Annotated in this window: 26 protein-coding genes; 17 read left to right on the plus strand and 9 right to left on the minus strand. The window is 58.3% G+C overall.

Going from position 1 to position 23,555, the window contains the following annotated elements; all coding sequences use genetic code 11:
* The 8 genes from AD659_RS19225 to AD659_RS29415 form a co-directional block, all read right to left on the minus strand.
* Positions 1 to 2,013 (minus strand): phage terminase large subunit family protein, encoded by a 2,013-nt coding sequence (locus tag AD659_RS19225; protein ID WP_053124079.1) that lies wholly within the window; start codon positions 2,011 to 2,013, stop codon positions 1 to 3.
* A gap of 4 nt (positions 2,014 to 2,017) precedes the next feature.
* Positions 2,018 to 2,620, minus strand: a complete 603-nt coding sequence (locus tag AD659_RS19230) for a hypothetical protein (protein WP_053124081.1) — start codon at positions 2,618 to 2,620, stop codon at positions 2,018 to 2,020.
* Between the two features lie 147 nt (positions 2,621 to 2,767).
* Positions 2,768 to 3,112, minus strand: coding sequence for a phage holin family protein (locus AD659_RS19235; RefSeq protein ID WP_053124083.1), 345 nt, complete (start codon positions 3,110 to 3,112; stop codon positions 2,768 to 2,770).
* Between the two features lie 511 nt (positions 3,113 to 3,623).
* Positions 3,624 to 3,983 carry a PA0613 family protein gene (locus AD659_RS19240; protein WP_053124085.1) on the minus strand — a complete coding sequence of 120 codons (360 nt, stop codon included), beginning with the start codon at positions 3,981 to 3,983 and terminating at the stop codon, positions 3,624 to 3,626.
* Positions 3,976 to 6,195, minus strand: coding sequence for a VapE domain-containing protein (locus AD659_RS19245; protein ID WP_053124087.1), 2,220 nt, complete (start codon positions 6,193 to 6,195; stop codon positions 3,976 to 3,978). Before AD659_RS19245 ends, AD659_RS19240 begins: the two co-directional genes overlap by 8 nt.
* The gene (locus tag AD659_RS19250; protein ID WP_053124088.1) at positions 6,185 to 6,412 is read right to left on the minus strand and encodes a TraR/DksA family transcriptional regulator; all 228 of its coding nucleotides are present in this window, start codon (positions 6,410 to 6,412) and stop codon (positions 6,185 to 6,187) included. The genes AD659_RS19245 and AD659_RS19250 overlap by 11 nt, the downstream gene beginning before the upstream one ends.
* The gene (locus AD659_RS19255; RefSeq protein WP_053124089.1) at positions 6,405 to 6,923 is read right to left on the minus strand and encodes a phage regulatory CII family protein; all 519 of its coding nucleotides are present in this window, start codon (positions 6,921 to 6,923) and stop codon (positions 6,405 to 6,407) included. The genes AD659_RS19250 and AD659_RS19255 overlap by 8 nt, the downstream gene beginning before the upstream one ends.
* A gap of 332 nt (positions 6,924 to 7,255) precedes the next feature.
* On the minus strand, positions 7,256 to 7,489 hold the full coding sequence (locus AD659_RS29415; RefSeq protein ID WP_082343587.1) for a hypothetical protein: 234 nt from the start codon (positions 7,487 to 7,489) through the stop codon (positions 7,256 to 7,258).
* Positions 7,490 to 7,587: 98 nt separating this feature from the next.
* Here AD659_RS29415 and AD659_RS19260 point away from each other — a divergent pair, with 98 nt between their 5' ends.
* From AD659_RS19260 to AD659_RS19310, 13 genes are all read left to right on the plus strand, one after another.
* Positions 7,588 to 8,235 (plus strand): LexA family protein, encoded by a 648-nt coding sequence (locus AD659_RS19260; protein WP_053124091.1) that lies wholly within the window; start codon positions 7,588 to 7,590, stop codon positions 8,233 to 8,235.
* 31 nt (positions 8,236 to 8,266) lie between these two features.
* Positions 8,267 to 9,616 (plus strand): hypothetical protein, encoded by a 1,350-nt coding sequence (locus AD659_RS19265; protein ID WP_053124093.1) that lies wholly within the window; start codon positions 8,267 to 8,269, stop codon positions 9,614 to 9,616.
* Between the two features lie 103 nt (positions 9,617 to 9,719).
* On the plus strand, positions 9,720 to 9,896 hold the full coding sequence (locus tag AD659_RS30005; RefSeq protein ID WP_167352833.1) for a hypothetical protein: 177 nt from the start codon (positions 9,720 to 9,722) through the stop codon (positions 9,894 to 9,896).
* On the plus strand, positions 9,893 to 10,477 hold the full coding sequence (locus tag AD659_RS19270) for a hypothetical protein (protein ID WP_053124096.1): 585 nt from the start codon (positions 9,893 to 9,895) through the stop codon (positions 10,475 to 10,477). Before AD659_RS30005 ends, AD659_RS19270 begins: the two co-directional genes overlap by 4 nt.
* Positions 10,478 to 10,486: 9 nt before the next feature.
* On the plus strand, positions 10,487 to 10,771 hold the full coding sequence (locus AD659_RS19275) for a phage antirepressor KilAC domain-containing protein (RefSeq protein ID WP_053124098.1): 285 nt from the start codon (positions 10,487 to 10,489) through the stop codon (positions 10,769 to 10,771).
* Between the two features lie 158 nt (positions 10,772 to 10,929).
* Positions 10,930 to 11,259, plus strand: coding sequence for a pyocin activator PrtN family protein (locus AD659_RS19280; RefSeq protein WP_047227242.1), 330 nt, complete (start codon positions 10,930 to 10,932; stop codon positions 11,257 to 11,259).
* 43 nt (positions 11,260 to 11,302) lie between these two features.
* Positions 11,303 to 11,893 (plus strand): FliH/SctL family protein, encoded by a 591-nt coding sequence (locus AD659_RS19285; RefSeq protein WP_063680130.1) that lies wholly within the window; start codon positions 11,303 to 11,305, stop codon positions 11,891 to 11,893.
* Complete coding sequence (locus AD659_RS19290; protein WP_053124100.1) at positions 11,890 to 12,111, plus strand: hypothetical protein; 222 nt, start codon at positions 11,890 to 11,892, stop codon at positions 12,109 to 12,111. The genes AD659_RS19285 and AD659_RS19290 overlap by 4 nt, the downstream gene beginning before the upstream one ends.
* Positions 12,108 to 12,650, plus strand: coding sequence for a phosphohydrolase (locus AD659_RS19295; protein WP_053124103.1), 543 nt, complete (start codon positions 12,108 to 12,110; stop codon positions 12,648 to 12,650). The genes AD659_RS19290 and AD659_RS19295 overlap by 4 nt, the downstream gene beginning before the upstream one ends.
* A complete protein-coding gene (locus tag AD659_RS30250) occupies positions 12,647 to 13,231 on the plus strand; it encodes a hypothetical protein (protein WP_231987644.1) in 585 nt (194 codons plus the stop codon). The genes AD659_RS19295 and AD659_RS30250 overlap by 4 nt, the downstream gene beginning before the upstream one ends.
* Positions 13,132 to 14,280: a site-specific integrase gene (locus tag AD659_RS19300; protein ID WP_231987764.1), complete on the plus strand. Its 1,149-nt coding sequence runs from the start codon at positions 13,132 to 13,134 to the stop codon at positions 14,278 to 14,280. Before AD659_RS30250 ends, AD659_RS19300 begins: the two co-directional genes overlap by 100 nt.
* A 22-nt stretch (positions 14,281 to 14,302) precedes the next feature.
* Positions 14,303 to 14,848, plus strand: coding sequence for a GTP cyclohydrolase I FolE (gene folE, locus AD659_RS19305; protein ID WP_010456659.1), 546 nt, complete (start codon positions 14,303 to 14,305; stop codon positions 14,846 to 14,848).
* Positions 14,849 to 14,952: 104 nt separating this feature from the next.
* Positions 14,953 to 15,324: a glutathione S-transferase N-terminal domain-containing protein gene (locus tag AD659_RS19310; protein WP_053124108.1), complete on the plus strand. Its 372-nt coding sequence runs from the start codon at positions 14,953 to 14,955 to the stop codon at positions 15,322 to 15,324.
* 154 nt (positions 15,325 to 15,478) lie between these two features.
* Here the strand turns inward: AD659_RS19310 and AD659_RS19315 are convergent, their stop codons facing one another.
* Positions 15,479 to 16,645 carry an aminotransferase-like domain-containing protein gene (locus tag AD659_RS19315; RefSeq protein WP_053124110.1) on the minus strand — a complete coding sequence of 389 codons (1,167 nt, stop codon included), beginning with the start codon at positions 16,643 to 16,645 and terminating at the stop codon, positions 15,479 to 15,481.
* Positions 16,646 to 16,725: 80 nt separating this feature from the next.
* Here AD659_RS19315 and AD659_RS19320 point away from each other — a divergent pair, with 80 nt between their 5' ends.
* The 4 genes from AD659_RS19320 to AD659_RS19335 all read left to right on the plus strand — a co-directional run bounded on the left by AD659_RS19320 (position 16,726) and on the right by AD659_RS19335 (position 23,380).
* Positions 16,726 to 17,163: a MarR family winged helix-turn-helix transcriptional regulator gene (locus tag AD659_RS19320; RefSeq protein WP_053124112.1), complete on the plus strand. Its 438-nt coding sequence runs from the start codon at positions 16,726 to 16,728 to the stop codon at positions 17,161 to 17,163.
* Positions 17,164 to 17,496: 333 nt separating this feature from the next.
* Positions 17,497 to 18,846 (plus strand): NCS2 family permease, encoded by a 1,350-nt coding sequence (locus AD659_RS19325; RefSeq protein WP_053124115.1) that lies wholly within the window; start codon positions 17,497 to 17,499, stop codon positions 18,844 to 18,846.
* A 62-nt stretch (positions 18,847 to 18,908) separates the two neighbouring features.
* On the plus strand, positions 18,909 to 19,538 hold the full coding sequence (locus AD659_RS19330) for a LysE family translocator (protein ID WP_053124117.1): 630 nt from the start codon (positions 18,909 to 18,911) through the stop codon (positions 19,536 to 19,538).
* A gap of 122 nt (positions 19,539 to 19,660) precedes the next feature.
* Complete coding sequence (locus AD659_RS19335; RefSeq protein WP_063680132.1) at positions 19,661 to 23,380, plus strand: calcium-binding protein; 3,720 nt, start codon at positions 19,661 to 19,663, stop codon at positions 23,378 to 23,380.
* The last annotated feature ends 175 nt before the right edge of the window (positions 23,381 to 23,555 follow it).

Consider the following 23,555-nt stretch of genomic DNA (forward strand, 5'->3'; position numbering starts at 1 on the left):
TCAGCGTCTCTTCAGATAGCCGCTAGTGGAACTGCGGCGTTGAGGGGGTGGTGCAGCGGATCGTGGTTGAGCCGCTTGGGCAACAGGATGTGGTGCTGGTTGTGGCATGGTCGCTGGAACCGGCTGAGTGACTCGCTCGCCCTGCACGGGCTTGATCCCCAGCGCGTCATCGAACAACCCAGATTGCGCCAGGGCCTGACGGACCCGCTCCCAGTCATGCTCCTTGTAGCGGTTGATACCCAGGTAATGCGCCATGGCAAGGCAGTACACCATCAGGTCGAGGGCTTCGTTGCGCTCGGCCTTGCCCTTGACCCATTCGATGCGCTTGTGACCCCGCACGTAGCGGGCGACCTTCCGTTCGGCCACGCACTGCGCGAAGAAGTCGTCCGGCAGGTCACTGGCAAAGTGCAACGCGCCTGGCCCGCTCTCGAACGGGTAGCGGTTGTAGATCCAGTCTTTCGCCGTGTCGGTACCGACAAACCACAGCTCGGCGCCGTTACGTTCGGTCTGACCTTTCCAGGTCACGTCTACCATGGATGGCCGCTGAGCAATCACCGGCTTGCCGGGCTTGCTCGCGCCCTTGATGGCGAACACGTTGCGCCAGCGGCGCACGCGGCAGAACTGATAGACCTCGTCGGTGTGATGACCGCCGGAGTCGACAGCCGTTGCTAGAATGCCCAGGCCTACACCGCACGGATGCCGGTATTTGGCCTTGAGCACTTCGTCCAGCGCAGCCCAGGTGCGGTCGTCTGCCGGGTCGCCTGCGACGATCTGGTAGTCAATGATCCAGCGCTCCATGCCGACGCCCCACCCCATCGCCATGAACTCCAGGCGGTTGGCTTGGACGTCAACGGCGCCAGTGATCATAAGCACGCCGGCCGGCATCGAGCCGAGGGTGAAGTTTTCCAGGCGTGCCCGGTGCTTCAGCGTATCGGCCTTGGTTTGCTCCTGGGCGCTGTCCCACACCTTCGCCAAACGGGTGTTATAGAACACCTGCATCGGCTCAAGGTCGCCCTTGGCCTGGGCTTTTTTGGCCTTTTCGAACTGCTTGGCGAGGGACTTCCAGTCCATCCAGCCGAGCGGTGAATACAAGGCGTTGAGGGTGAACCCCACCGTCTCGCCGTCACCCTCGGCATGGGCGCGCCATTCGCCTTTGGCGAGCATCTCGGCCTTGTGGTACTCCTCGATCAGCACGTCACAATCAGGCCCTGCGCACTGGTAGTGCACCACGCTGAAGTCCCGCGAGTAGTGCAGGCGTTCCCATTCCAAGGTTTGCATGTGCCCGCAGGTTGGGCACGGCACGTAGTAGTGACGCTGGTCGCTGCCCTCGAACAAGTCAGAGATTCGTGAGGCTCCCTTGATGGTCGGGGAACTGGAGAAGTAGAACTTCGCATTGCGACCGAACGTACTGCCCCGCGTTTCCGCCAGCTCGATGGGGTCGCCTTCCTCGCCGATGTCCACTTCCCAGCGGTCGATCTCATCGCCGTAAACATATCGCGCCGACAGCTCCGAAAGGTTGGCCGCCGAGCCGGCTGTGGTGACGTACAGCGAACCGCCCTCGAACTCCTTGGTGTCCATGGTGTTGCGTGAGTCTCGCGAGCGGCTGGAGGCCACCCGTTCGCGCAGTACCGGCGTGGCCTTGATGGTCTTGCCAATCCGCGAGGAGACCCGCTTCGCCAAGCCCAGGCTTGGCAGCAGCGTCAGGATGTTCGACGGCGCCATGTGGATCAGGCCGCCGATCCAGTTCAAGGCGATCTGGGTTTTCATCAACTGCGAGGCGACCATGGTCACCACGCGCTTGCAGGGGTGAGCCGGTGAAAGACATCGCATCGGCTCGCGGGCATACGGTGTACGTGACGTGCGGTACTGGCCGGGCTCGGCGGCGCCGGTATCACGCGGGATGCGCATGTATTCGTCGGCCCATACATCGATCCAGACATCCGGATCGGGACGCAGCCCACGGAAATACGCCTCGCGGTACACCTCTGCACCGTCAGGGATTTCCGTGGGCATAGGCTCAACTCGTGTTCAGGGCGTGTTCAAGGTCCGCCGAGGACAGGCGCTCCGCATCCTCCAGCGTGCGGCGCAAGGCCGCCGTCAGGTGCTTTTCGATTTCCCAGGGGTCAGTCATGACCGCCAGCTCCGGCGCCAGTTGTGGCGGCATACCAAACAACTGATCGCGCAGGAGGCGGCCAGCGTTGTAGGCACCCAATTGCACAGCGGGCAATGCGACCAGCGCCCCCTTGGCTTTGTGCAGCTCGATTTCCGCGAGCTGGGCCAGGTTGTGCTCACGCAGTGCGCGGGCTTTCTGGAAGTCGGGGAGCTGCCCCGCAGGGGTGTTCGCGGGCGGCGGCGCAGCCGTGCAAGTCGGCTCAACCGAGGTTGAAAGCTGGCCGTACACGTCACGCTGAATCCGGTCCTGCTGGTGACGCTCGGCGACAGCGGCTTTGCTCGGGTCGGCAGTGTCGCGAATCAACGCTTCACTGGCCTGAACATCGACTTGTTTGCCGTCGGCACTGAGCACCAGTCGGTTGTTGTTTTTCAACCAGGTGATGTAACTCGGTGCCCTGCCGATCCGGGCCGCGAAGGCGCTCTTCGACAGGTACTGTGGTTCTGTCATGAGCCCTCCTTTCAACGGCTTTTCAATGCAGACCTTTCAATTTCAACGGGTTGAATTTCAGTAAGCTGGCAACCCTGCCGCTAACGCTTTCCCGCGGGTTTGCGACCCCGTACCCCTGGGAAATCGGCAGGGTCCCCGGCGCCAAAATCACCCCTGCCCACCAGCGGTCGGCGGTGCCTCTGCAATACCTAGCCGCTTGGCGGCCCAGCGTTCGTAAAGGCCGATGGCTACATCGGCGCCGGCCATCGCCGTCAGGCTTCCCAAGGCGCCTGCTGTCCAGAGCGACATGCCGGCGGCGATCATCAACATCATCGCCGACACCCCGCAGACAACGCAGCCACCGGACCGCAGTGCCAGGCGCCTCAACAACACCCAGCCCCGCGCCCCGTCCTTGTCGGCACGCCACATCTCCCCCGATACGCCGCCGACCAAGGCCAGAAGAATTACTAACCAGATCGGCATCTCTGCCAGTGCTTGCTGCTCGCTCGTCATTGCCCGCCCCTTAAACGCAAAAACCCGGCGCAAGGGCCGGGTTTGGTGTGTGGTGCCTGCCGCTTTATGCGGTCGCACCTATCGAAGATGAGTACTTTTTACAGGTCGATTCCGGTGGCAGCAATCCCCTTTTAATGCCACCCGGTGAATGTCTGGTGAACGCCTAGGCAATGTCGGCGAATATCTTTATTTCGGCTTCCAGCGCCTGGGGCGCTGTCCTTCCTGTCCCACTATCTCGGGTCGAAGTAGGACAGCTACAGGCGCCTAGAATCGGGGCCTGCCCCATTGTCCTACTTTATTTTCTCTTCTCTCCCGTAAAGAGAAAAAACTAAGAGCACGCGTGCGCGCCATGGGCGCGTATGCGCTCCCGCTACGCTCACACATGGGCGGGACGTGCGGGAAGGTTGGACAGTAGGACAGCTCAACAACAGCGCGGCCCGCGCTTGTCCAACTGCATCAAACAGCAGTGGGACAAGGCGAGCCGGTAGGACAGCCACGGACGCAAACGGGGTCAAGCAGCAACTCCCATCAGCAGCCAATAGATGCACAGGTGCGCGTCATGCAGACGCTGGTAGTAGGTGTCGCGCCCGCAGCCGCAGTGGGCATACTTCAAGCGCATGTCGCTGTCCTGGTTGCAGTAGTGCTCTCGCACGATTTGCACATGCAGAGGATCGAGGTGTTTGGTCACGATCAGCTCAATATCAAGCGAACCTTCCAAGGGCGCACGAAACGCCCGCCGGCCTCGAATCAACTGCCCATTGCTCTCCATCATCATGGCGACCATGTTCCCTCCGGCGAGCCCGCCGGCACTGAGGTCGCTGTGCAGCTCCTCGGCCCATTTGCGCAGCCGCGCATCGATCTCCTTAATCATCGAAACATGGCTCCTCGACCGGCTGCACTTTCAGGTTCGATGCCCTGCCCCAATCTTGTGGCTTCTTATAGCCCCAGGGCCGGACGCCGCTCTTAGGCAATGCGGGTAGCCGGACCTTGCGCCAACCCAACCGATGCATGATCGCTCCAACGCGCATCTGTTCAGGTTTGCCCCAATGTCCGTAGTCCAGCTTCAAAGCGCCCAGCAGAATGTCGGTGCCGGTTGCCGTCTCGCCAAGCTGGGACTCCTCGAGCCAGGCCAGGATGGGACCTTCCCACTCATCCACCACAAAGCGCTCTTCCTGGGCCTCCGAGAACAACGGCGCCTCCTCCCGATTGACCCACCAGATATCGCCAGACTGATAGCAAAACATCGCCTCGGCCCACAGCTGGTCGCGAATCTCGCGCAATTGATCCAGATCCACCTTGGTGCAGGCGACCGGCCAATAACGCCGGTTGCCCGTGGCGTCCTTCAGGTACTCGTCCTGGTTCGTCGTACCCACGAAAACACACTGGCGTGGCACGTCCATCGTTCTGCGGCCGTAGCTCTCACGGTAGGTATCGGTCGAGGCCGAGAAGAACTGCTTGGCCTTGGTGGACTCAGCCTTGTTGAAGCTGTCCAACTCCCCCAGCTCAACGATCCACTTGCCGCGAATCGCCTGGAACCCATCCTTGTCGCCCAGGGCGAAAGGTGTGTCCATAAACCAGTCACCACCCAGCACCGACATGGCCGTGGACTTACCGGCGCCCTGCGCGCCTTCGAGGATCATCACCGAGTCAGCCTTGCAGCCCGGCTGCATCACCCGGCCGACCGCCGACACCATCCAGCGCTTACCGACCTTGGAGCTGTAATCCGTCGGGGCTACGCCCATGATGTCTGTCAACCAGGTGTCGAGCCGAGGTACCCGATCCCACTCCAAGCCATTGAGATAATCGCGTACCGGGTGAAAGGCATGGTCATGTGCAACTACACTGACAGCCTCAATAACGCTGCTCGCCTTGACCCGCAGGTTGTACTGTTGCGCGAGCCACTTCATGACCAGCATGTCATCAATGTCAGCCCAATCGCCGACACCGCCTCCATACGGGGCAGCACGCAGCTTGACGATCTTGGAGCTGAACGCACTGAAGCCAATCACACCGGCCCAGCGTTCGTCGTTGCCCAGGATCAGCTCGACGTTTTGCATGTGCGCGATCAACATGCCGTTTTCCGTGCGGGCCAACTGGTCTTTCCAGCCACCCGCTGCAGGTGGCTTGACCACCGCCAGAACCTGGCGGCGCACCGCCTCCAATCCTTCAGCACAGTGCAGGTCGTTGAAGTCAGTCCACTTGTCCTCTCTCTCCCCCGAAAAGATCGGGCCTACTACCTGACCACCTACAACCGTTGCCGCGTTGTTGGCTTTCTCTTCACCTGGGTTCCAGGGTTCGCCATTCGGGCGCTTGGTTTTCCAGTCATCATCCCGGCAGATGATTAGTGGACGCCCCGGGAACCGCTCGCGCATTGCCTTGGAGACCGTCATGAGGTTGCCCGCATCAAAGGCAATGGCGACCGTCAACGAGGTAGCCATGTGCAGGCTTGCACCGGTGGCGTAGCCCTCACACACCAATACTGGCTCGCCCGGTTCAGGGTGCGGACCAATGAGGTGGAAGGCGCCCTCCTTCGCCATCCCATAGGGCCAGTAAGACTTGTCGCGGCCAGTGTCTTCTTGCTTCTCGGGGAATATCACTTGCAGTCCGGCGATCTGGTCCCGAGCGTTTTGCATGGGCACCAAAACCGCGCCGGAGCGCGGGGCATAACGAACGCCGAGGCCCACTATCTGCTTTCGATCCAGATAGGCGCTACGGCCCTTCTCGGGCATCCGCTTGAATAAACCAGCAGCACGGTTAGCCGCTCGACGGGCAGCGTTGGCAGCCTTCTCGGCGGCCTTGCGCTTGGCCTCCTCCTGCCGAGCGCGCATGACTTCACGCTCTTCAGGCGTCATCCGGCCGGGTTTCACCTTGATCTTTTGCGTTTCCCCTGTACGCCAGTCGCCGAACGCACCGAAGATCAGGGTTTCGCCTTTCTCGGCGTAGTGCTCGTGTAGAACGTACCAACCGTTTTTCTCTTTGCCCTTATCCAGGGCGGTCTTGCATCGAGTCAGCTTGCCGTAAATCAGCGGCTGCGCGGGCTCCAGACCGAAGTCCGCAAATTGATTCAGCACGTCATCGAGCATGGCGAGCCTCTCGCATCTCATCGATGGACTGGCAGTTCACACACTGCGTGCAGCTCTGCTGGGCCAGTCGCCGCGCCTCGGGGATCGGATCGTCACAGCTTTCACAGAACAACAACGAATGCCCAGGCAATGCCGGCTTGAACGCATTGCGAGCGGCAAGCGCCTGATCGATGCGCTCCTGCACCAAGTCATTGGCGAAATCAGCAATGTCAGCCACGGCCGTCACCTCGCGTTGTGTGGTTGACGTACGTGGCGCGGTTGAACAAGCCCAGCAGCCCTTGGATACCTCGAAACACTTGCAGACGGATCGCGGCCAGCTCGTGGTCGCTGACCACACCATCGCCGATACTTTTGGCCCAGGTATCGGCCAGATCGGCCACCTGCCGAAAATACTCGGCAAGACCGATGGTCAGGGTTTCCGGCATGTCAGTGGTGTACACCTCGGACAGCTCATGCCAGATCGTATCGCCGACCAAAGCATGCACCGCATCCAGGATGCGTCTGTCCTTGGTCAGTTCGAGGATCTCGGCAAACTCCTGGATATTCACCGAGTGGCTAGGGTGCGTGGGGGACAGCTTGTGCTGCAGCGTGGTGGGGTTTCGGCCGGTGGTGGCGGCGATTGCAGCGGCGCCGCCTGGGTAATCCCGTGCGGCATGGTAAAGCGCCAGATCGAGCGGCAGGACTTCCCGCTGTGCTCGTTCGACGCAACTCAGAGCGATTCGGCTCATGGCATTAATCCTTATAAGTTGCCAGTGCCGCGCGACATGCAGTGGTGATACATTTGCCGCGTGGCTTGAAAGGGCCCAAACGCCGGCTAGATCTTAGGGATCGACACCGGCACCGTGCCGGGGCGAGCAATCCGTTGCTCACCCCTGGCGCAACAGCTGCCCAATCTGTGGTGGAAAAGGCAGCAACACCAAGGCTTCCGAGCCTTGGGAAAGCGCGATAAAGGGAGGCGGTTTGCATGTGGTGTGCCCGCTTACCTTTATCGCGACCCGACAGCGCTGTGGTGGTGCGTGTCGGGAGGAACTGGGCGACCTTAGGGTCGCCTTTTTTCTTGCTACGCCGCCTTGCTTGACGGTGGCGCCTCAGTTACACCGAAATGCTCCAGTACCTCAGTAAGAGAAACGTAGCCTTCACTTTCGCGTGCCAACGATTTAATTAGAGACACACTTGGATCCTTACTCGCATATTTGACATGAAGCCGCAGGTAGCTCGGAGCGATACGGCATCGCTCCGCATAAGCCCTCTGCTTCTCAGCATCCAGATAATTGATGTAGTCACGTAGCTTCATTACAAGCCCTCCGAAACCGAAAATTAACCCATGAGGTTATTTTTTGCAATACCCGACAGGGCATTCACCTACAAGGTTAATCGCGCCAGAATCGCTGCATGAAAATATCTGATACCCGCCTCCAGAATTTCCGTAGGGTCCTAGCTGATCGGAAGCTACGCCTGACCGACATAGCGGAGCTTTTGGGCAAAGCTCCTGCCCAGGTGAGCGCGTTCGGCGGAAAAAATCCAAACAAAGGCATTGGCGATCAAATCGCCCGAGAAATCGAAAAAGCCCTGCATCTTCATGACGGCTACTTAGACATGCCGTATGGGCTAGGCGAATTCAACAACGCTACAGTCTTAAGCCATACAGGACGAAAACTACCTGTGATGGGATCTATCGCAGCTGGCGCTTGGTGCGAACCTGACATGATATTTGATCCTCGAGATGCAGAGGAATGGATCGATGCCCCGGGCCCAGTTGGCCCACGAGCATTCATTCTCCGCGTTGAAGGCATGAGCATGGAGCCGAAATTTCTAGAGGGCGATAAGATTGTGATAGATCCATCGCTAGAAGCTTTGCCGGGGCATTTTGTGGCTGCAAAAAGAACCAGAGATCAAGCTGCAACCTTGAAACAGCTAAAGCAAGAAGGGAACGAAAAGTATCTTTATGCTTTAAATCCAGACTGGCCTGAGCGAATCATTCGAATGACTGAAGAGTGGACGATATGCGGGCGCGCCCGGTGGAAAATATCAGATTTATAACCTGCATTCTAACTTCGGAAAAGGATATCACATGAAGTACAAGACTAGCGATGTCTTCGGCGTTCGCAGCCAGCTTATCGAATCATATATTGAAAGACCTAGCGTTGATGAGCTTTTCAGCGCAGCCCTCCAAGATAAAAACCAAGTCATTGTTTACGGCTCATCAAAACAGGGCAAAACCTCACTCACCTTAAAACATCTAGATCCCGACGGATACGTTAAGGTTGAATGCTCGCCCCAGACACAAGCAATTGATATCTACAGGTCTATCCTAAGACAATCCAACATCACTTACTTTGAGAGTGATACTCAGGGACTAAGCTTTGAAATAGCCTCCAATATCAATGCAGGGGTAAAGGTAAAAGTCCCCTTTATGGGGGAAGCAAACTTAGGTGCAGGTACTGCAGACAAGCAAACCAAGACCAATACATCGAAAGAGCTCTATATCGAATATAATCTGGAGCTCGCTCAAGATGTTTCAGAGCTTCTTAGAAAAAAGGGTATCGAAAAATTTATTGTCCTGGAGAACTTCCACTATCTTTCACCAGAGGTGCAAGAGCGCCTGGCTTACGATCTGCGCGTATTCCAGGATCTAGGCGTAATCTTCATAGTGCTTGGAATATGGCGCGAGGCGAATCGACTGGTACAGTTTAACGGTGATCTTTTAGATCGTGTCACTGAGGTCCCAGTCGAACCATGGTTGAATGAAGACTTTGCTAGGGTAATCGAGAAAGGTTCGAAACTTCTAAACGTTGACTTTACCCGTATCCAAGAAAAACTTATAAAATCATCATTTGACAGTGTTGGAGTGGTGCAAGAGCTCTGCAAGCAGTGCTGCATTGCCGCTGGCGTTAAAGAAACTTCTGACAAAACCATCACAATAAGTGAAGAAGATTTATTATCAGCACTTGAAACGAAAGCCGGTGAATATGGCGGCCGGCACATAAGAAACTTTGAGTCCTTTGTCGACATAGCACGAAAAACGAGCAACCAAAGCGGCAAGCCCTCACTAGCATTCCCTTTCTACTTCATACAATTGCTTTTAAAAACAGACTTAGACAATATTGAACAGGGTCTATCTCGCTCCACTTTGCTTGAAGGTGTACGTAAAGTGCATCACAGGCCCGAGGATGTACGTTCTGGCGACCTAGGCGCATTCCTCCATAATATTACCCAACATCAAATCAACAAACGAATTCAACCTCCCTTTGTCGATTATGATCGCGGTAGTAAATTGCTTAAAATTATTGACTCTTCTCTTTATTTTTTCCTGAGACATTGTGATCGAGAAGCAATTTTGGCCGACATTCCACATCCCATTCTGGACTTTTCTGAAGATCTGCTAACGGATCTGGATGAGCCCGAGTCAGCGACATCGTGAGAAAAAAGCAAAAAATTAACCTTCTAGGTTATTTTTTGTTGACCTGATTACCCCGCAAGGTTAAAAATTGCCTCACTCTTCCACCACAGAGCGAGGCAAAACCATGCACACCACAGCATCCCTGCACGTCCATCCGGCCGTTGCCGACCTATCCCGCATCTTCGAAGTACGGCGCCTGGCCCGCATCTACGGCTGCACCTTCATTCCGTCAAAACCTAAGCAACATGCCCGTACCGCACCGACTTCCTTCGATCCAAACGACGGAGGCCGGGCAGCATGAGCAAATTCCTGATCGACAACCGCACACTGACATTGCTCAGCGCCCAGGTGAACCTGAGCGGGACTTTCAATCACACCCTTCGGCGCCTGTATCGACGCGATGTGTTGGCGTTTCGGCTAAAAGTTGAACGCAACAAGACCGACAGCACTTTCACCGTTGAGCTGGGTTCAGAGCGACACACCCTGACCGTGCCCAACACCAAAAAAACACACCTGAAGCTCGCCGACTTCATTGAGGAGGTCGTCAACGGCCCTTCTGACCTGACAGGCGAACCCCAGCCTAAACGACATGCTGAACGCGAGTACGGCGCTTTCAGCAGCCAGCAGCGGGAACAGGTTTACAGACTGGTTTCCACAGGCGGGTTCATCGACCTGGACCTGGGCTTTGAACTGCCGATCCGGCTCGCCGTGCACCGGACACGTACACGCTCGGGCATCACCGTAGTCATGAGCATCGGCGTCAAAAGCCCGCGTACCAAGTGCTTCACCGTGTACGGCACCGACGCCGAGATGTACGAGCAGGTTTGCGAATCCATCAACCACCTGGCTGCGCTGGCGACACCCGCCGCGCACGCAGCTTAGAGGTATGTCATGGAGCGCAATCTCGAAAAGACCGCCAAGCAGCTCGGCCTGACCCGCCCCGCCCTGATCAAGCTCATGCGTGAGAAGGGTCTGCTCACCGACCGCAACCTGCCGGCATTCCCCGTTCGTGACCGTGAATACCTGCGGGTCAAGGACAGCAACTGGTACCACGACACGCTGGGCATGCAGTACAGCCAATCGACACGCATCCGGCAGGCTGGCATCCCCTGGCTAGCGGAGCAACTGGGCCTCGACCTTCCTGCCATCCCGGCAGATAACCGTGACGTGGCCTAGGGAATACGCTCGCCAGATCATCGCCCTACGCACCCGAGAGGAGCGCAACGCCGCGCTCCTTGAGGTGCCGGAGCACCTGCGCGAGCTGACCAAACGCCATTGCCTCAATGCCTGGAATCACCCGGCCCGAAACAAACGCATGGAGAGCCCAAAGCCTCATGACTAGCCAGCCTCAAAACCCGCTGCGCCTGATGCCAGCACCGGAGACGGCCACCGTCGAGCTGCTGTATCGCACCTTCGGCGACGTGCTTATCCCCCTCGAAAAGCTGCGCGTGCAGTACTTCCGCAACCTCAACGAGCAGTCGTTTGCAGCTGAAATCACCAGCGGCCGCATTCAACTGCCCGTGACCACGCTGGACAGCAGCCGCAAAGCACCGAAGTACGCGCACATCCGCCACGTCGCGGCACTGATAGACATCCAGGCCTACAAGGCCGACGAAGTCCACGCGAAGGCCCAGGCCGACGCAACCGAAGAAGTCCAACCGTAACGGCTGCCACCACCAGCCACACAAACCACCAGGAGCACACCACATGACTGCAATTCAAATCTATGCGCTGATAGCAATCGCCCTATCGACGAGTGCCGTCTATTGGATCGCCTACCGGAACGGCTTCAGCAATGGCCGTGCCGAGGGCTACAGCGAAGGCTATGACGTCGGCGGCTGCGCTGGATTTCGAGACGGAATGGATGAAGGCAAAGCCATCCAGCGCTCTGACAATTGGGAAGAGATCCGCAACCTTGAGCACACCCTAAATCAGGCCAGGGACCAACACAAAAAACTTTACGCCCATTACGAACGCGCTTTGGCGGCCTCGAAACTCGGGGAACCTGCTCGCCAGACACTACTGGATATTGCAGAAAAGCTGCGGATCGCTGCCGCCACATTTAACGCGCTGCGCACCGGAAAGGCCATCACTCACGAAACAACCGCTCTACGCGATCAGGCCCTTGCCATGGCTGATTTACTTAAGCCCGTCGAGATAAAAGTCGATGCAAAGGTTGAGATAACGCCTGGCAGTATTTCTCTCAGCACTGACGACGCAAAGAAAGCTGCCTTGTATTTCCAGCAAGAACACCACGCAATCGCCACCACGCAGAAAACTGTAGGAGGTGCTGCATGAGCCGCCACAGCCCGATGTTACGCCTCTCACCTCAAGCAGCCGGCGAGCTGCACCTGCAACACGGCAAAGCCGTCGCCGAACTGCGCGAAGTGACTCGCTTCCGTAAAGAGTTCGACCGGCAACTGTCGCTGCTGATCGGCTACGACGCCCTGCGCAAGTTGCACAAGGACACCCAGAACGCCCTGCTGCTCGCCGACCTGGTCAAGGAGGCAGCATGAACTGGATCCTCACGCATACCGGCAAACGCTTTGACCTGTTCGAGCCGGACGTCGACATGATCGACCCACGAGACATTGCGCACTCGCTCGCTCATTTGTGCCGCTTCAACGGCCACACCCGCGAGTTCTACAGCGTGGCCCAGCATAGTTGCTTGGTTGCGGATCTGGTGCCGGCCGAGCACAAGCTCGCCGCCTTGCTCCACGACGCCACCGAAGTCTACATCGGCGATATGGTGCGGCCGCTCAAACAGTGGATGCACGCCTACCAGGACGTCGAGACTTGGATCTGGGACCGCATTTGCACCCGCTTCAGCCTCGATCAGGACCTGCCGACATGCGTCACCCAAGCCGACCTGATCGCCCTTGCTACCGAACGCCGCGACCTGATGCCACCCGACCCGGCCACCTGGGATTGCCTTGTCGGAATCGAACCCGCGCCCGAACGCATCCGGCCGTGGTCACCCACCGAAGCCCGGCTCACCTACCACCAGCGCCTGATGGACCAACTCGCTATCGAACACCGGAGGAAAGCGGCATGAAGCAGGAACAGAACGCTCCGCAAACCCAGTCCGCTTTGCTCCGCAGCGCCAGTTGGGTCGACGCGCCTGTAAACAACAGTCTCTGCTGCGCAGCAGCAGGCATTACTGCTTCTTTCCAAGCCACCGCCGAGGCACTTATACCCCACGAAAGGCTGCGCCGGGCAGCAGCACCTGAAGCCACGCTGATAGCTCAGCACCGCCCGCCCGCGCAGCCTGCCTTGGGGTATACGCACTTTGACACCGCAGCGGATCCGACACCGCAGCAGTACCAAGTGGACAAGATTCCCGAGGACAAAATGGCCGAGCTGGTCGGTACGACCCGCCGAGCACTGCAGGGCAAGCGTGCCAGAGGGGTCATTCCTAAAGGCGTCTGGAACACCATCGACAACCGCATCTACTACAGCATCAGGAGATATGAGGCATGGCTAGAAAGCCAATGGGATTGCCCACCGGAGTTGAATTTGTCGGCCAGTCCGTCAGGATTCGCTTCACCTGGAACGGGCAACGCCGTTGCGAAACCCTCCCCTATCCCCAGACACCGAAAGGCATTAAAGCGGCATCCGATCTACGCGCTAACGTAACCAGCCTGATCAAGCATGGCGTTCTCGACGACCAACGCTATGCCGAGCTGTTTCCCAACTCCACTTATGCCACCTACTCGGCAACTCCCCGGTTCGGGGAGTATGCCCAGGAGTGGTTAAACAGTCGGGAGGTCGTGGCAGGCACCCGCAAGAACTACCGAGCATCCCTCAATCTGTATTGGATGCCTCATTTAGCCCTGATGCCCGTCGACGGCATCACCTCGGTGCTGTTGCGCAAAATCGTAGCCAGTACTGAATGGAAATCGCCGGGCGTTAAGCGCTCGGCGATCCAGCGACTGACTACGGTGTTCAGCACCGCCGTCAAAGATGGCCTAATCAATCGCAACCCGGTCGAGTCCATTGAGCTTCCCGTGAAAACGAAAAAGCCCATCGACCCCTTCACGGTGGCAGAGGCCAACTCCATCATCGAACACCTCTATAAGACGTTGAACCATTCGATGCGGATCTATGCGGCTTACTTCGAGTTCGCCTTCTATACCGGCATGCGCCCTAGCGAGATAGCGGCCCTCCGGTGGGACGAGGTAGACAAGCAGAAACGTTTAGCCACCGTGTGTCGGATCGTCGCGGACTATAAGATCGAGGAGCGCACCAAAACCCGCAATGAACGGCAAGTGATGCTCAATAGCCGGGCCATGCACGCCATCGAGGTCGCCGAGCAAATTGCCGAACAACGTGCGAAACAGAGCCGTAGGAAGCAGCCGAAATCGCCCTATGTGTTCCCACCCACGAAGAATTTCGAGTTCATCCAGCAGTCCAGCGTCACCGACAAACACTTCCAGGCGGCACTGACCGAATTGGAGATTCGCGCCCGTCGGCAATACAACTGCCGACACACATACGCTACCATGTGCCTCATGGCGGGTATGAACCCTGCATTTATTGCCACTCAGCTAGGTCACAGCGTTCAGATGTTGCTCTCGACCTATGCCCGATGGATCAACTCCAGCACCGATTGGGGCGAACTCGGGAAACTCGAAAACAGCTTGATTGGTACAAAATTGGTACAGACAGAACAAGTACCCTCCTGAAACCCTTATGGAATCAGCCTCTGTGACACTGGAACAGAACTACACCGCGATTCTCGGCCAACTGGGCGAGGACGTTTCCCGCGAGGGCCTGCTCGACACGCCCAAGCGCGCTGCCAAGGCCATGCAGTACCTCTGCCGCGGTTATGAACAGACCCTGGAAGAAGTCACCAACGGTGCCTTGTTCAGCTCCGACAACAGCGAGATGGTGCTGGTCAAGGACATCGAGTTGTACTCGTTGTGCGAACATCACCTGCTGCCGTTCATCGGCAAGGCCCATGTGGCCTACATCCCGAGCGGCAAGGTGCTGGGGCTGTCGAAAGTCGCGCGCATCGTCGACATGTATGCCCGCCGCCTGCAGATCCAGGAAAACCTCAGCCGCCAGATCGCCGACGCGGTCCAGCAAGTGACCGGCGCCCTGGGCGTGGCGGTGGTGATCGAGGCCAAGCACATGTGCATGATGATGCGCGGTGTGGAAAAGCAGAATTCCTCGATGATCACCTCGGTGATGCTCGGCGAGTTCCGGGAAAACGCCGCCACTCGCAGCGAATTCCTCAGCCTCATCAAGTAACTCGTAGCAAGAAGAAAACCGGCATCGATCGCCGGTTTTTTTTCGCCGGTGAAAAATCAGGTAAGCTGCGCGCCCTCTTCCTCCCTGCCGCGAGGCTGAATACCGTGATCGTCAAAGCGCTTCGGGTTGGCTTGGGCCAGCTCATCATCTTCATCGACTTCATCACCCGCCCCGGCAAGAAAAAACGCCCGGCCGAGGCCCAGGCGCAGGTCGACCAGGCCGCCCGCAGCCTGACGCTGTATCAATTCCACGCCTGCCCGTTCTGCGTGAAGACTCGCCGCACCCTGCGCCGCCTCAACGTGCCGGTGGCCCTGCGCGATGCGAAAAACAACGAACAGGATCGCCAGACGCTGCTGGAGCAAGGCGGCCGGATCAAAGTGCCGTGCCTGCGCATCGAAGAGAATGGCGAGACCACCTGGATGTATGAGTCCAAGGTGATCATTGATTATTTGGATAAGCGGTTTTCTGCAGCCTGATAGTTTTCTGGTGTGGCGACTGGCCTCATCGCGAGCAAGCTCGGCTCCCACAGGGGGCCTTGGTGAACGCTGGATTTGTATTCACCACTGTCCCCTGTGGGAGCCGAGCTTGCTCGCGATGGGGCCTGGATAGCCATCACAAAGCTTTCTGATATCAAGCTGCTTTGGCAGCCAACGCCTCCCGCACCACCCCCGCCAACCGCTTGAGCCCTTCATCCAGCCGCGCCGGATCGATGTGGCTGAAGTTCAAGCGCAGGTGCCCCGGATGCAGGTCCGGCTCAGGAAAGAACGGCTCCCCCGGCATGAACGCCACGTCGGCCGCCAGGGCGGCGGCGAGCAAGGTGCGGGTGTCCAGCGGTTGCCTGAGGGTCAGCCAGAAAAACAGCCCGCCCTGGGGCACGTTCCAGTCCGCGATATCAGAGAAATGCTTCTGCAACGCCGCCTGGAACTGATCGCGACGGTCCCGGTAGAAATCCCTCAATTCACTCAGATGACTGCGGTACTGTTCGGTGCCGATCCATTGCAGCGCCTGCCACTGGCCGATGCGGTTGGTGTGCAGGTCTGCCGACTGCTTGAGCCGCAGCAGGTGCGGAAACAGATCCGGGCTGGCGATCAGGTAGCCCACCCGTAGCCCCGGCAACAGGGTTTTCGACACGGTGCCGGTGTAGATCCAACTGGCCTTCTTCAAGCGACTGACGATCGGCGTGGCACTGCCGCCATCGAAGGTCAGCTCACGGTAAGGTTCGTCCTCGATCAGCGTGACGCCAAACTCATCCAGCAGCGCCGCCACCGCATCGCGCCTGGCCTCGCTGTAGCGCACCGCCGAAGGGTTCTGGAAGGTCGGGATCAGGTAGATGAACGCAGGTCGATGCCGCTCCAGCCGGGCGCGCAACTGGTGCAGGTCCGGGCCGTCGGCCTCCAGGGGCACGGTGATGCAATTGGCACCGAACAGCTGGAAAATCTGCAACGCCGCCAGATAGGTCGGCGCTTCGAGCATCACTTCGGTGCCCACGTCGATGTGCAGCTTGGCCGCCAGGTCGAGGGTTTGCTGGGAACCGCTGACCACCAGCACCTGGCTCGCCTCACAGGCCACGCCCAGCGCCCGCGCCTGGGCTGCCAGGGCTTCGCGCAGGGCCGGTTCGCCTTCACTCATGCCGTACTGGCCCATGGACAATGGCATGGCCGCCCACTCCACCTTCGGCAGCATGGCTTCGGCCGGCAAGCCGCCGGCGAACGACATCACTTCAGGGCGTTGCGCCGCCGCGAGGATTTCTCGAATCAAAGAACTTTTGAGGCGCGAGACACGTTCGGAAATAGCCATGGGTCACCTGTAGCGGGTCGCTGGAATAATGAGTCAAACTGGTTGACCGAAATTACTTCGACCTCCGTGGATACGTCAATATGCTTGACCTTAAAAACCCAGCTTCCCAGCAAATGGCCATGGAAGCGTTTTTCTTCGGCTACCAGGCGTTCACCGCCAAGGCCGATGAAATGCTCGAACGTCGTGGGTTGAGCCGGGTCCACCAGCGCATCGTCTTTTTCATCGCCCGCTACCCGTCATTGAGCGTGAAGGAATTGCTGGCCCTGCTTGGGGTGAGCAAACAAGCGCTGAACATGCCGTTGCGGCAGTTGATGGAAATGCACTTGGTGAACAGCGTCGCGTCCGAGACCGACAAACGCAAACGGCTGCTGGAACTGACCGCCGAGGGCGGGCGCTTTGAGCAGGCGTTGCGGCGTGAACAGGTGAAATTGCTGGAGCGGGTGTTTGCCGAAGCCGGGGAAGCGGCGGTGGATGGGTGGCTGGCGGTGAACCTGGCACTGGGGAAATCCAGTGACTGACGGCGTCTGATCCGACGCCATCGCGAGCAGGCTCGCTCCCACAGTGGGCTGTGATGAATGCAAGATTTGTGTTCACCCATGAACCCTGTGGGAGCGAGCCTGCTCGCGATAGCGTCCGCATAGGCGATATATCCCTATCGCCAAACATTTCGTCGACAACACAGAAAACATTATTTGCATTATTTGTATACAAAAGCATAATTCGCTTCGTGCGAGTTTCTGACCAACAGGTCAACATACCCTCGCCAGCCTTACCTGCCTCAGCGCATCGCGGCCACCCCCAGGGCGTTGCGGTGCTGGAAATAACAATAAGACTCTTGAGGAGTACTCGCTGTGGAAAGCCGCAAACCCGAAGCCCGGACGCTGGACCTCTCGCCGCCACTACGCAGTGGTTGGCTGGAGCGCATCTTCAAACTCAGCTTGCATGGCACCACGGTGAAGACCGAGCTGATTGCCGGCCTGACGACCTTCATCACCATGGCCTACATCATCTTCGTCAACCCCAACATCATGGCCGATGCCGGTATCGATCACGGTGCCGCCTTCGTCGCCACTTGCATCGCCGCTGCCCTGGGCTGCCTGTTGATGGGCCTGTACGCCAACTGGCCGGTGGGCCTGGCTCCGGGCATGGGCCTGAACGCCTTCTTCACCTACACCGTGGTCGGCACCATGGGCTACAACTGGGAAACCGCGTTGGGCGCGGTATTCATTTCCGGCGTGCTGTTCATGTTCCTGACCCTGTCACGGGTGCGCGAGTGGCTGCTCAACAGCATTCCGGTGAGCCTGCGCTTCGCCATGGGCGCGGGGGTCGGGTTGTTCCTCGGGCTGATCGGCCTGAAAACCGCCGGGATCGTCGTGGACAGCCCCGCCACCCTGATCAAGCTCGGCTCGTTGCGTGAGCCCGGCCCGTTATTGGCCGCGGTGTGCTTCCTGATGATCGCCGTGCTCAGTTATCACCGTGTGTTCGGCGCGATCCTGATCAGCATCATCGCCGTGACCCTGGCCGGTTGGGGCCTGGGACTGGTGCAGTACAACGGCGTCATGTCGACACCGCCGAGCCTGGCTCCGACCTGGATGGCGATGGACGTGGCCGGCGTGTTCAATATCAGCATGATCAGCGTGGTGCTGGCCTTCCTGTTCGTGCACATGTTCGACACCGCCGGCACCCTGATGGGCGTTGCCCAGCGCGCCGGCCTGGTGAAAGCCGATGGCAAGATCGAGAACCTGTCCCGCGCCTTGAAAGCCGACAGCGCTTCGAGCGTATTCGGCGCCATGGTCGGTGTACCGCCGGTGACCAGCTACGTGGAAAGCGCCGCCGGCGTGGCGGCAGGTGGCCGCACGGGGCTTACTGCCGTAACCGTTGGTGTGCTATTTATTGCCGCCATGTTCTTCGCACCGCTGGCCGGGATGATTCCGGCCTACGCCACAGCCGGGGCCTTGATCTACGTCGCCATGTTGATGATGGGCGGCATGGCCCACATCGAATGGGACGAAGCAACCGACAGCATTCCGGCCATCGTCACGGCCATCATGATGCCCCTGACGTTCTCGGTCGCAGACGGTATCGCCCTGGGTTTCATCACCTATGTGGTGCTCAAGGCCGGCACCGGTAAACACAAGGAAATTTCCGTCAGCCTGTGGGTGCTCTGCGCGATCTTCATCGCCAAGTTCATCTTCTTGTAAGCGCTGCAGTAGCCAACCGCCTCACCCCTTGGGTGAGGCTTTTGTACATCAGGAGCAAAGCAATGAATCTGGAAACCTGGCTGTTGTTCAGCGGCGCCGCCTTGGTGGTGATCCTCATCCCCGGCCCGTTGTCGTTGTTGATGATCGGCAATAGCCTGAACTACGGCCTGCGCCGCTCGTACCCGGCATTCCTGGGGGGCGTGATCGCATCGATCTGCCTGCTGAGTGCCTCGGCGCTGGGGCTCGGCGCATTGTTGATGGCCTCGGAGCAGTTGTTCAGCGCCCTGAAGATCGTCGGCGCCCTGTACCTGTTTTACCTGGCCTGGCAGAGCTGGCAGCAATCGCGCCAACCGTCCCAAGGCGCCGAAGTGCCCCAGGCCGCCGCCATCCCGCGCTTTCGCGCCCTCTTCGGCCGGGCGTTCGTGTTGGGTGCAAGCAACCCGAAAGACATCCTGTTCTTCGCCGCTTTCCTGCCGCAATTCTTGAGCGCCGAACAAGCCTTCCTGCCACAACTGCTGATCATGATCGCCACCTGGACGGTACTCGACCTGCTGTGCAAGCTGGCCTACGGCCTCGGCGCCCACGGCGCCGCGCGGTATTTGCGTACGGGCAAAGGCCAGAGTTGGTTCAACCGCATCAGTGCCGGACTGTTTGGCGGCGCGGGCGCAGCGTCCTTACTGTCCAGCCACTGAGTACCGGTAGTGTTTTGACCCCAGGCGCTGGCAAAACGTCGCAACAACCCATCGATGTACACCCGTCAGAAAAATACCTTACATAGAAGGCCATTCATTATCGTTGAACAAGGAAGTTCACAATGGCCAAGGTTTTTTACCCAGGTTCCGATGAGCCTGAAGTCGTCATTACGGATATAGGCTTTCATGCCAATGATCATGCCGTCGAAACCCTCGACTTCAAGACGGGCAATGAAACGCTGATCGGACCGCAACACAAACAACGACTGTACCAACTCGACGTTGTCGATCAGTTGTATGGCCCGCTGCACATCGGTTCCGTGACGGTGACTCGCCAGGCCCTGGATGCACTGGGTGCAACGACCAATGGGCAGCCTCTGAACGGCGACAATACTTTTTTCCGCACCCCCAATCGATTTTTCCTCAATACGTTGCAGTTCAACCCGGTTGATATCGAAACACGGATAAAGCTGACCACCAACGGCAACGACTATCGCTTGCCAACCCTTCTGTTCGAAATCGCCAGTGAGCGCTCGTCCATCGCCCCTCCGTTGTTGAACAGCCCCCCTGAAACAGCCTCCGAGCCAGCCCGTTATCGGAGCGCCCTTGAAAAACTTTTAAACGCCGCCCAACAACTCAATACCGCCTCGCTTGCACAACGAACATTCAGTTGGGTGAACAAAGCCAAGAGCAACGTCCTTATTCCAACGGGATTTGGACTTCAGGCCTTCGGTATCTACAGTGGCCTGCGTGGCTTGCAAGACGCCATCCGCAACAAGAACGCCTACCAGACCGTCTTCAACGGAGCCAGCGTGACTGCCGAACTGGCCTCGATCGGTGTCGAGGCTGCGGTGAGCAGGCAAGCCATGCAAATGCTCAAGGCGGGCCAAAGCTCTCTAGGAAGTTTCGCCAAGACAACCTTTGCCTTACGGCTGGGGCGTGGCAGCGGCTTGATTGCCAGCGTGCTGACACTGCCCTTCGATATCGTCGCGGCCGTCGACGCTTTCAAGGCGGCCGCCAAGACTACCGGCAAAGACGCCACCGATCATTACGTCAGTGCAGCCTTGAGCGTTACCAGCGCCACCATGTCCGTGATGATCGGTGCGGCGGCGCTGGCCGGGTTCAGCTCAGCCGGCCCCGTGGGCCTTGCCGCGGGCCTCATCCTGGCGGTGGGTTCGCAAATCTGGGGGGCGATTCGTGAAGTCGATGAAATCGATGACTACATCACGCTCACCGTGCATGAGCGCCTGCGCACCGGTTGGTTCGCCTTCTGGACGATCAGCCCCGATGACGATATCCAGGCGCGCTATACCGTCGCCAAGGCGACCGCTGAACATACGAAGCAACTTCGGGCCAACGCCTTGGCATTACTGCAAGGCACGTTGAAAGACAGCACCGAAGCCATCGTCAATGGAAAGTTCGGCGTCGAACTCGAACAGGTGACTTACAACACTTGGAATTGGTGGACCGGTGAACGCTACCAAGCGACCCGAGTGCGCCCCAGGGTCACCGGCAGCGACGATATCATCGATGCCCACGACGGGGTCACGGCCGAGACCCCCGGAGCCGTTCTTGGCACCTCGGCGGAACACAAAGGTATCCATTGGTATATCGGCGGTGGCAACGACACCATCGTGGGCGTCGAGAAAAAGCCGAACGTCTTCCATTACGGAGCAGGCATCAAAAAACTCACCGGCGGCGAAAAGGACGATGTTTTCATTTTCGAGGGTTCGAGGCAGGCCATCACCAGAAGCACGATAAATCGCTCACCCAACTGGCTATTCGGGGGCACGGGGAACGATACCGTCATTTTGTCCGGCAACATCAGAAGCGAGCAGGAACAACGACTCGGTTATCACGTCGATCTGGAAGCCGGGCATTTATCTGTCATCACGCCGGCGAGTCAAAAGGCTCCGACCGGGCACTATCGCCATGCGGTTATGGAAAGTGTGGAGAATGTGGAGATCCTGGAGGGCGGCGCCAACGTCATCAAGGGCACGACTGGCCCGAACATCATCAAGTCTCGTGGCAATGATTCAATCGAGGCCGGTGCCGGAGATGACCAGATTTTCCTTTTGGGTGGAAATAGCCGCGACGCGGACGGTGGCCCTGGAGAGGATGTCTATGCCATCGCCCATAAACCTGGCCGTGTCTCCATCACCGAAGACGGCCGGGGCAACAGCGTCATCGCGCTGGATTGGAGGGCCGACCTGATTGACAGCTGGCGCGTTAAGGAAGGCCAACTGATCGTGACTTCCTGCTTTGATTCGGACGACTGGCAACGTCGCGAAGTTGTCATCAACAACGTTTACCAAACTTCGGATCCGGGACTTTTACAAAACAACAAACTGACGTTCATGACAAAGGACGGCTACCACTTGGTACCCGACCTGCCGGATATGATCGGACAGGGCCACTCGCTCGACATCGAGGCCGTCGTGGTACAACTGGGAACACCGCGAAACCCGAGCATCTTGCACGATCAGAAAGAGCACCAGGTTCCTCATGACAAAGATTCGAGCTACTTCCTGTCACGGCGGATCGAGTTCAGCACACTCGATATCAAGCAGAAAAGCGACTTCTGCACCACCTTGCACCTGGATTATGCCCACTCCGAGCTGACGCGGATCGAGGCCCACTACAACGCCTATGTCAGTCAAGAGGGGGAAGCAAGCACCGCAAGGTATGGAGAATGCAGCCTGACGCTCTACTTCGGTGTTCGCCGGGTGCTGTTAAAGAACCTGGCCAGTTCAGATGAGCGTTATAGCGCGCGGGACCCTCGTACCGGGCGACGTGCCTTTTCCGTCGTGGGTCTGCATCACGTCATCATACTGATCATGAATGACGGCTCGTCGTATCGCCTCACCGTGCCCTCGCCCGACGAAGGCCAAATGCTGGATGAAAAATTCATCGGTAGAGACCCGGTGAAATGGAAAACCGTAGCACCACAGTCCATCAGTCTCACCAAAAAGAAATATGCCTTCCTACTCCCTCTGGACAAAAAACCCTACGCCATGGGCCGCCGGGCGACCTGTGCTCTGCTGACATCGCCTTCTGAACAGACGGGCGTAGAAGTCCTCATCGGCGAAGGCGCTACCTATCTGGTCCACCTGAGCCAGGACATGACGCTACGTCTGTCGACACCGGGCGCACTGGCCAGCGCGAGCCCGCAGTTGCCCCATGCCTCCGTCTGGGAGCTCGACGCCACGCACCTGGGCCAAGTCGAAATCAAACTCGACGCCAACCTGCTGCAGGTTGGAAGAACGGTTATCCATCTTCCCGTGTATGAAGCTCAAGACCTTATCGACCCGATACGTGTCATCACTGCCCAAGGCATTGTTTACGCAGTCGACGTGCTATTTGAGCGGGTTTATGTCGAAGCGCTGGATGGCCGTTACTTTACGCCCCCTGTCGACCCCTTCGCCCCATGGCCCAGCGAACTGTCCGGCCTCACATCCAAGAAACTCAAGGTTATGAACGTTGCCCTCAAGGATGGGTCTGCGGGCGCCTTGAGTTATCACCTGGGAACACGCCAATGGACCCTGGAGACCGACAAAGCCCGGCCCATCGTTGCCCAGGACCTGAAAAAAACCAACCTTTGCGACCACCATCTCAGCCTCTACCGGGACCTGGCGCGCGAAGGCCTCAGCCAAATCCCGCCCACCGACGACGGCGCACTTCGCTTGCTGCGGGAAAAGTGCGTGGCACTGGCGGAACGCCTCACGCCGGGCAACTCGAAGTCCTTGGTGCAAACCCTGACGTTTAGCCTGGCCTTCGGAATGAGCGCGCCTCAATTAAGCGGGCTTCTTTCATTGCATGGGCTCTTACCCGCCTATTTATAACAACCCCTATACATATGTAGTGCACAGGCTTGAGGCGTTTCCAGGAGCATCTCAAGCCAGTGACCTGTCGATGTGTCGAACGCAAGGCAGGGCATGCTTCACGACGAATGAATGACTCATTCATCACTCTTCAACCCTGAAGGAACAGGAATCCCAATGAGCCCAAGACGAAACA

It is taken from the genome of Pseudomonas thivervalensis, from assembly GCF_001269655.1.
Taxonomy (GTDB): Bacteria; Pseudomonadota; Gammaproteobacteria; order Pseudomonadales; family Pseudomonadaceae; genus Aquipseudomonas; species Aquipseudomonas thivervalensis.

Excerpts from the sequence above, each read along its gene's own strand:
- AD659_RS19225 (WP_053124079.1), bottom strand. The coding sequence starts at position 2,013 with ATGCCCACGGAAATCCCTGACGGTGCAGAGGTGTACCGCGAGGCGTAT.
- AD659_RS19230 (WP_053124081.1), bottom strand. The coding sequence starts at position 2,620 with ATGACAGAACCACAGTACCTGTCGAAGAGCGCCTTCGCGGCCCGGATC.
- AD659_RS19235 (WP_053124083.1), bottom strand. The coding sequence starts at position 3,112 with ATGACGAGCGAGCAGCAAGCACTGGCAGAGATGCCGATCTGGTTAGTA.
- AD659_RS19240 (WP_053124085.1), bottom strand. The coding sequence starts at position 3,983 with ATGATTAAGGAGATCGATGCGCGGCTGCGCAAATGGGCCGAGGAGCTG.
- AD659_RS19245 (WP_053124087.1), bottom strand. The coding sequence starts at position 6,195 with ATGCTCGATGACGTGCTGAATCAATTTGCGGACTTCGGTCTGGAGCCC.
- AD659_RS19255 (WP_053124089.1), bottom strand. The coding sequence starts at position 6,923 with ATGAGCCGAATCGCTCTGAGTTGCGTCGAACGAGCACAGCGGGAAGTC.
- AD659_RS29415 (WP_082343587.1), bottom strand. The coding sequence starts at position 7,489 with ATGAAGCTACGTGACTACATCAATTATCTGGATGCTGAGAAGCAGAGG.
- AD659_RS19260 (WP_053124091.1), top strand. The coding sequence starts at position 7,588 with ATGAAAATATCTGATACCCGCCTCCAGAATTTCCGTAGGGTCCTAGCT.
- AD659_RS19265 (WP_053124093.1), top strand. The coding sequence starts at position 8,267 with ATGAAGTACAAGACTAGCGATGTCTTCGGCGTTCGCAGCCAGCTTATC.
- AD659_RS30005 (WP_167352833.1), top strand. The coding sequence starts at position 9,720 with ATGCACACCACAGCATCCCTGCACGTCCATCCGGCCGTTGCCGACCTA.
- AD659_RS19270 (WP_053124096.1), top strand. The coding sequence starts at position 9,893 with ATGAGCAAATTCCTGATCGACAACCGCACACTGACATTGCTCAGCGCC.
- AD659_RS19275 (WP_053124098.1), top strand. The coding sequence starts at position 10,487 with ATGGAGCGCAATCTCGAAAAGACCGCCAAGCAGCTCGGCCTGACCCGC.
- AD659_RS19280 (WP_047227242.1), top strand. The coding sequence starts at position 10,930 with ATGACTAGCCAGCCTCAAAACCCGCTGCGCCTGATGCCAGCACCGGAG.
- AD659_RS19285 (WP_063680130.1), top strand. The coding sequence starts at position 11,303 with ATGACTGCAATTCAAATCTATGCGCTGATAGCAATCGCCCTATCGACG.
- AD659_RS19290 (WP_053124100.1), top strand. The coding sequence starts at position 11,890 with ATGAGCCGCCACAGCCCGATGTTACGCCTCTCACCTCAAGCAGCCGGC.
- AD659_RS19295 (WP_053124103.1), top strand. The coding sequence starts at position 12,108 with ATGAACTGGATCCTCACGCATACCGGCAAACGCTTTGACCTGTTCGAG.
- AD659_RS30250 (WP_231987644.1), top strand. The coding sequence starts at position 12,647 with ATGAAGCAGGAACAGAACGCTCCGCAAACCCAGTCCGCTTTGCTCCGC.
- AD659_RS19315 (WP_053124110.1), bottom strand. The coding sequence starts at position 16,645 with ATGGCTATTTCCGAACGTGTCTCGCGCCTCAAAAGTTCTTTGATTCGA.
- AD659_RS19320 (WP_053124112.1), top strand. The coding sequence starts at position 16,726 with ATGCTTGACCTTAAAAACCCAGCTTCCCAGCAAATGGCCATGGAAGCG.
- AD659_RS19330 (WP_053124117.1), top strand. The coding sequence starts at position 18,909 with ATGAATCTGGAAACCTGGCTGTTGTTCAGCGGCGCCGCCTTGGTGGTG.
- AD659_RS19335 (WP_063680132.1), top strand. The coding sequence starts at position 19,661 with ATGGCCAAGGTTTTTTACCCAGGTTCCGATGAGCCTGAAGTCGTCATT.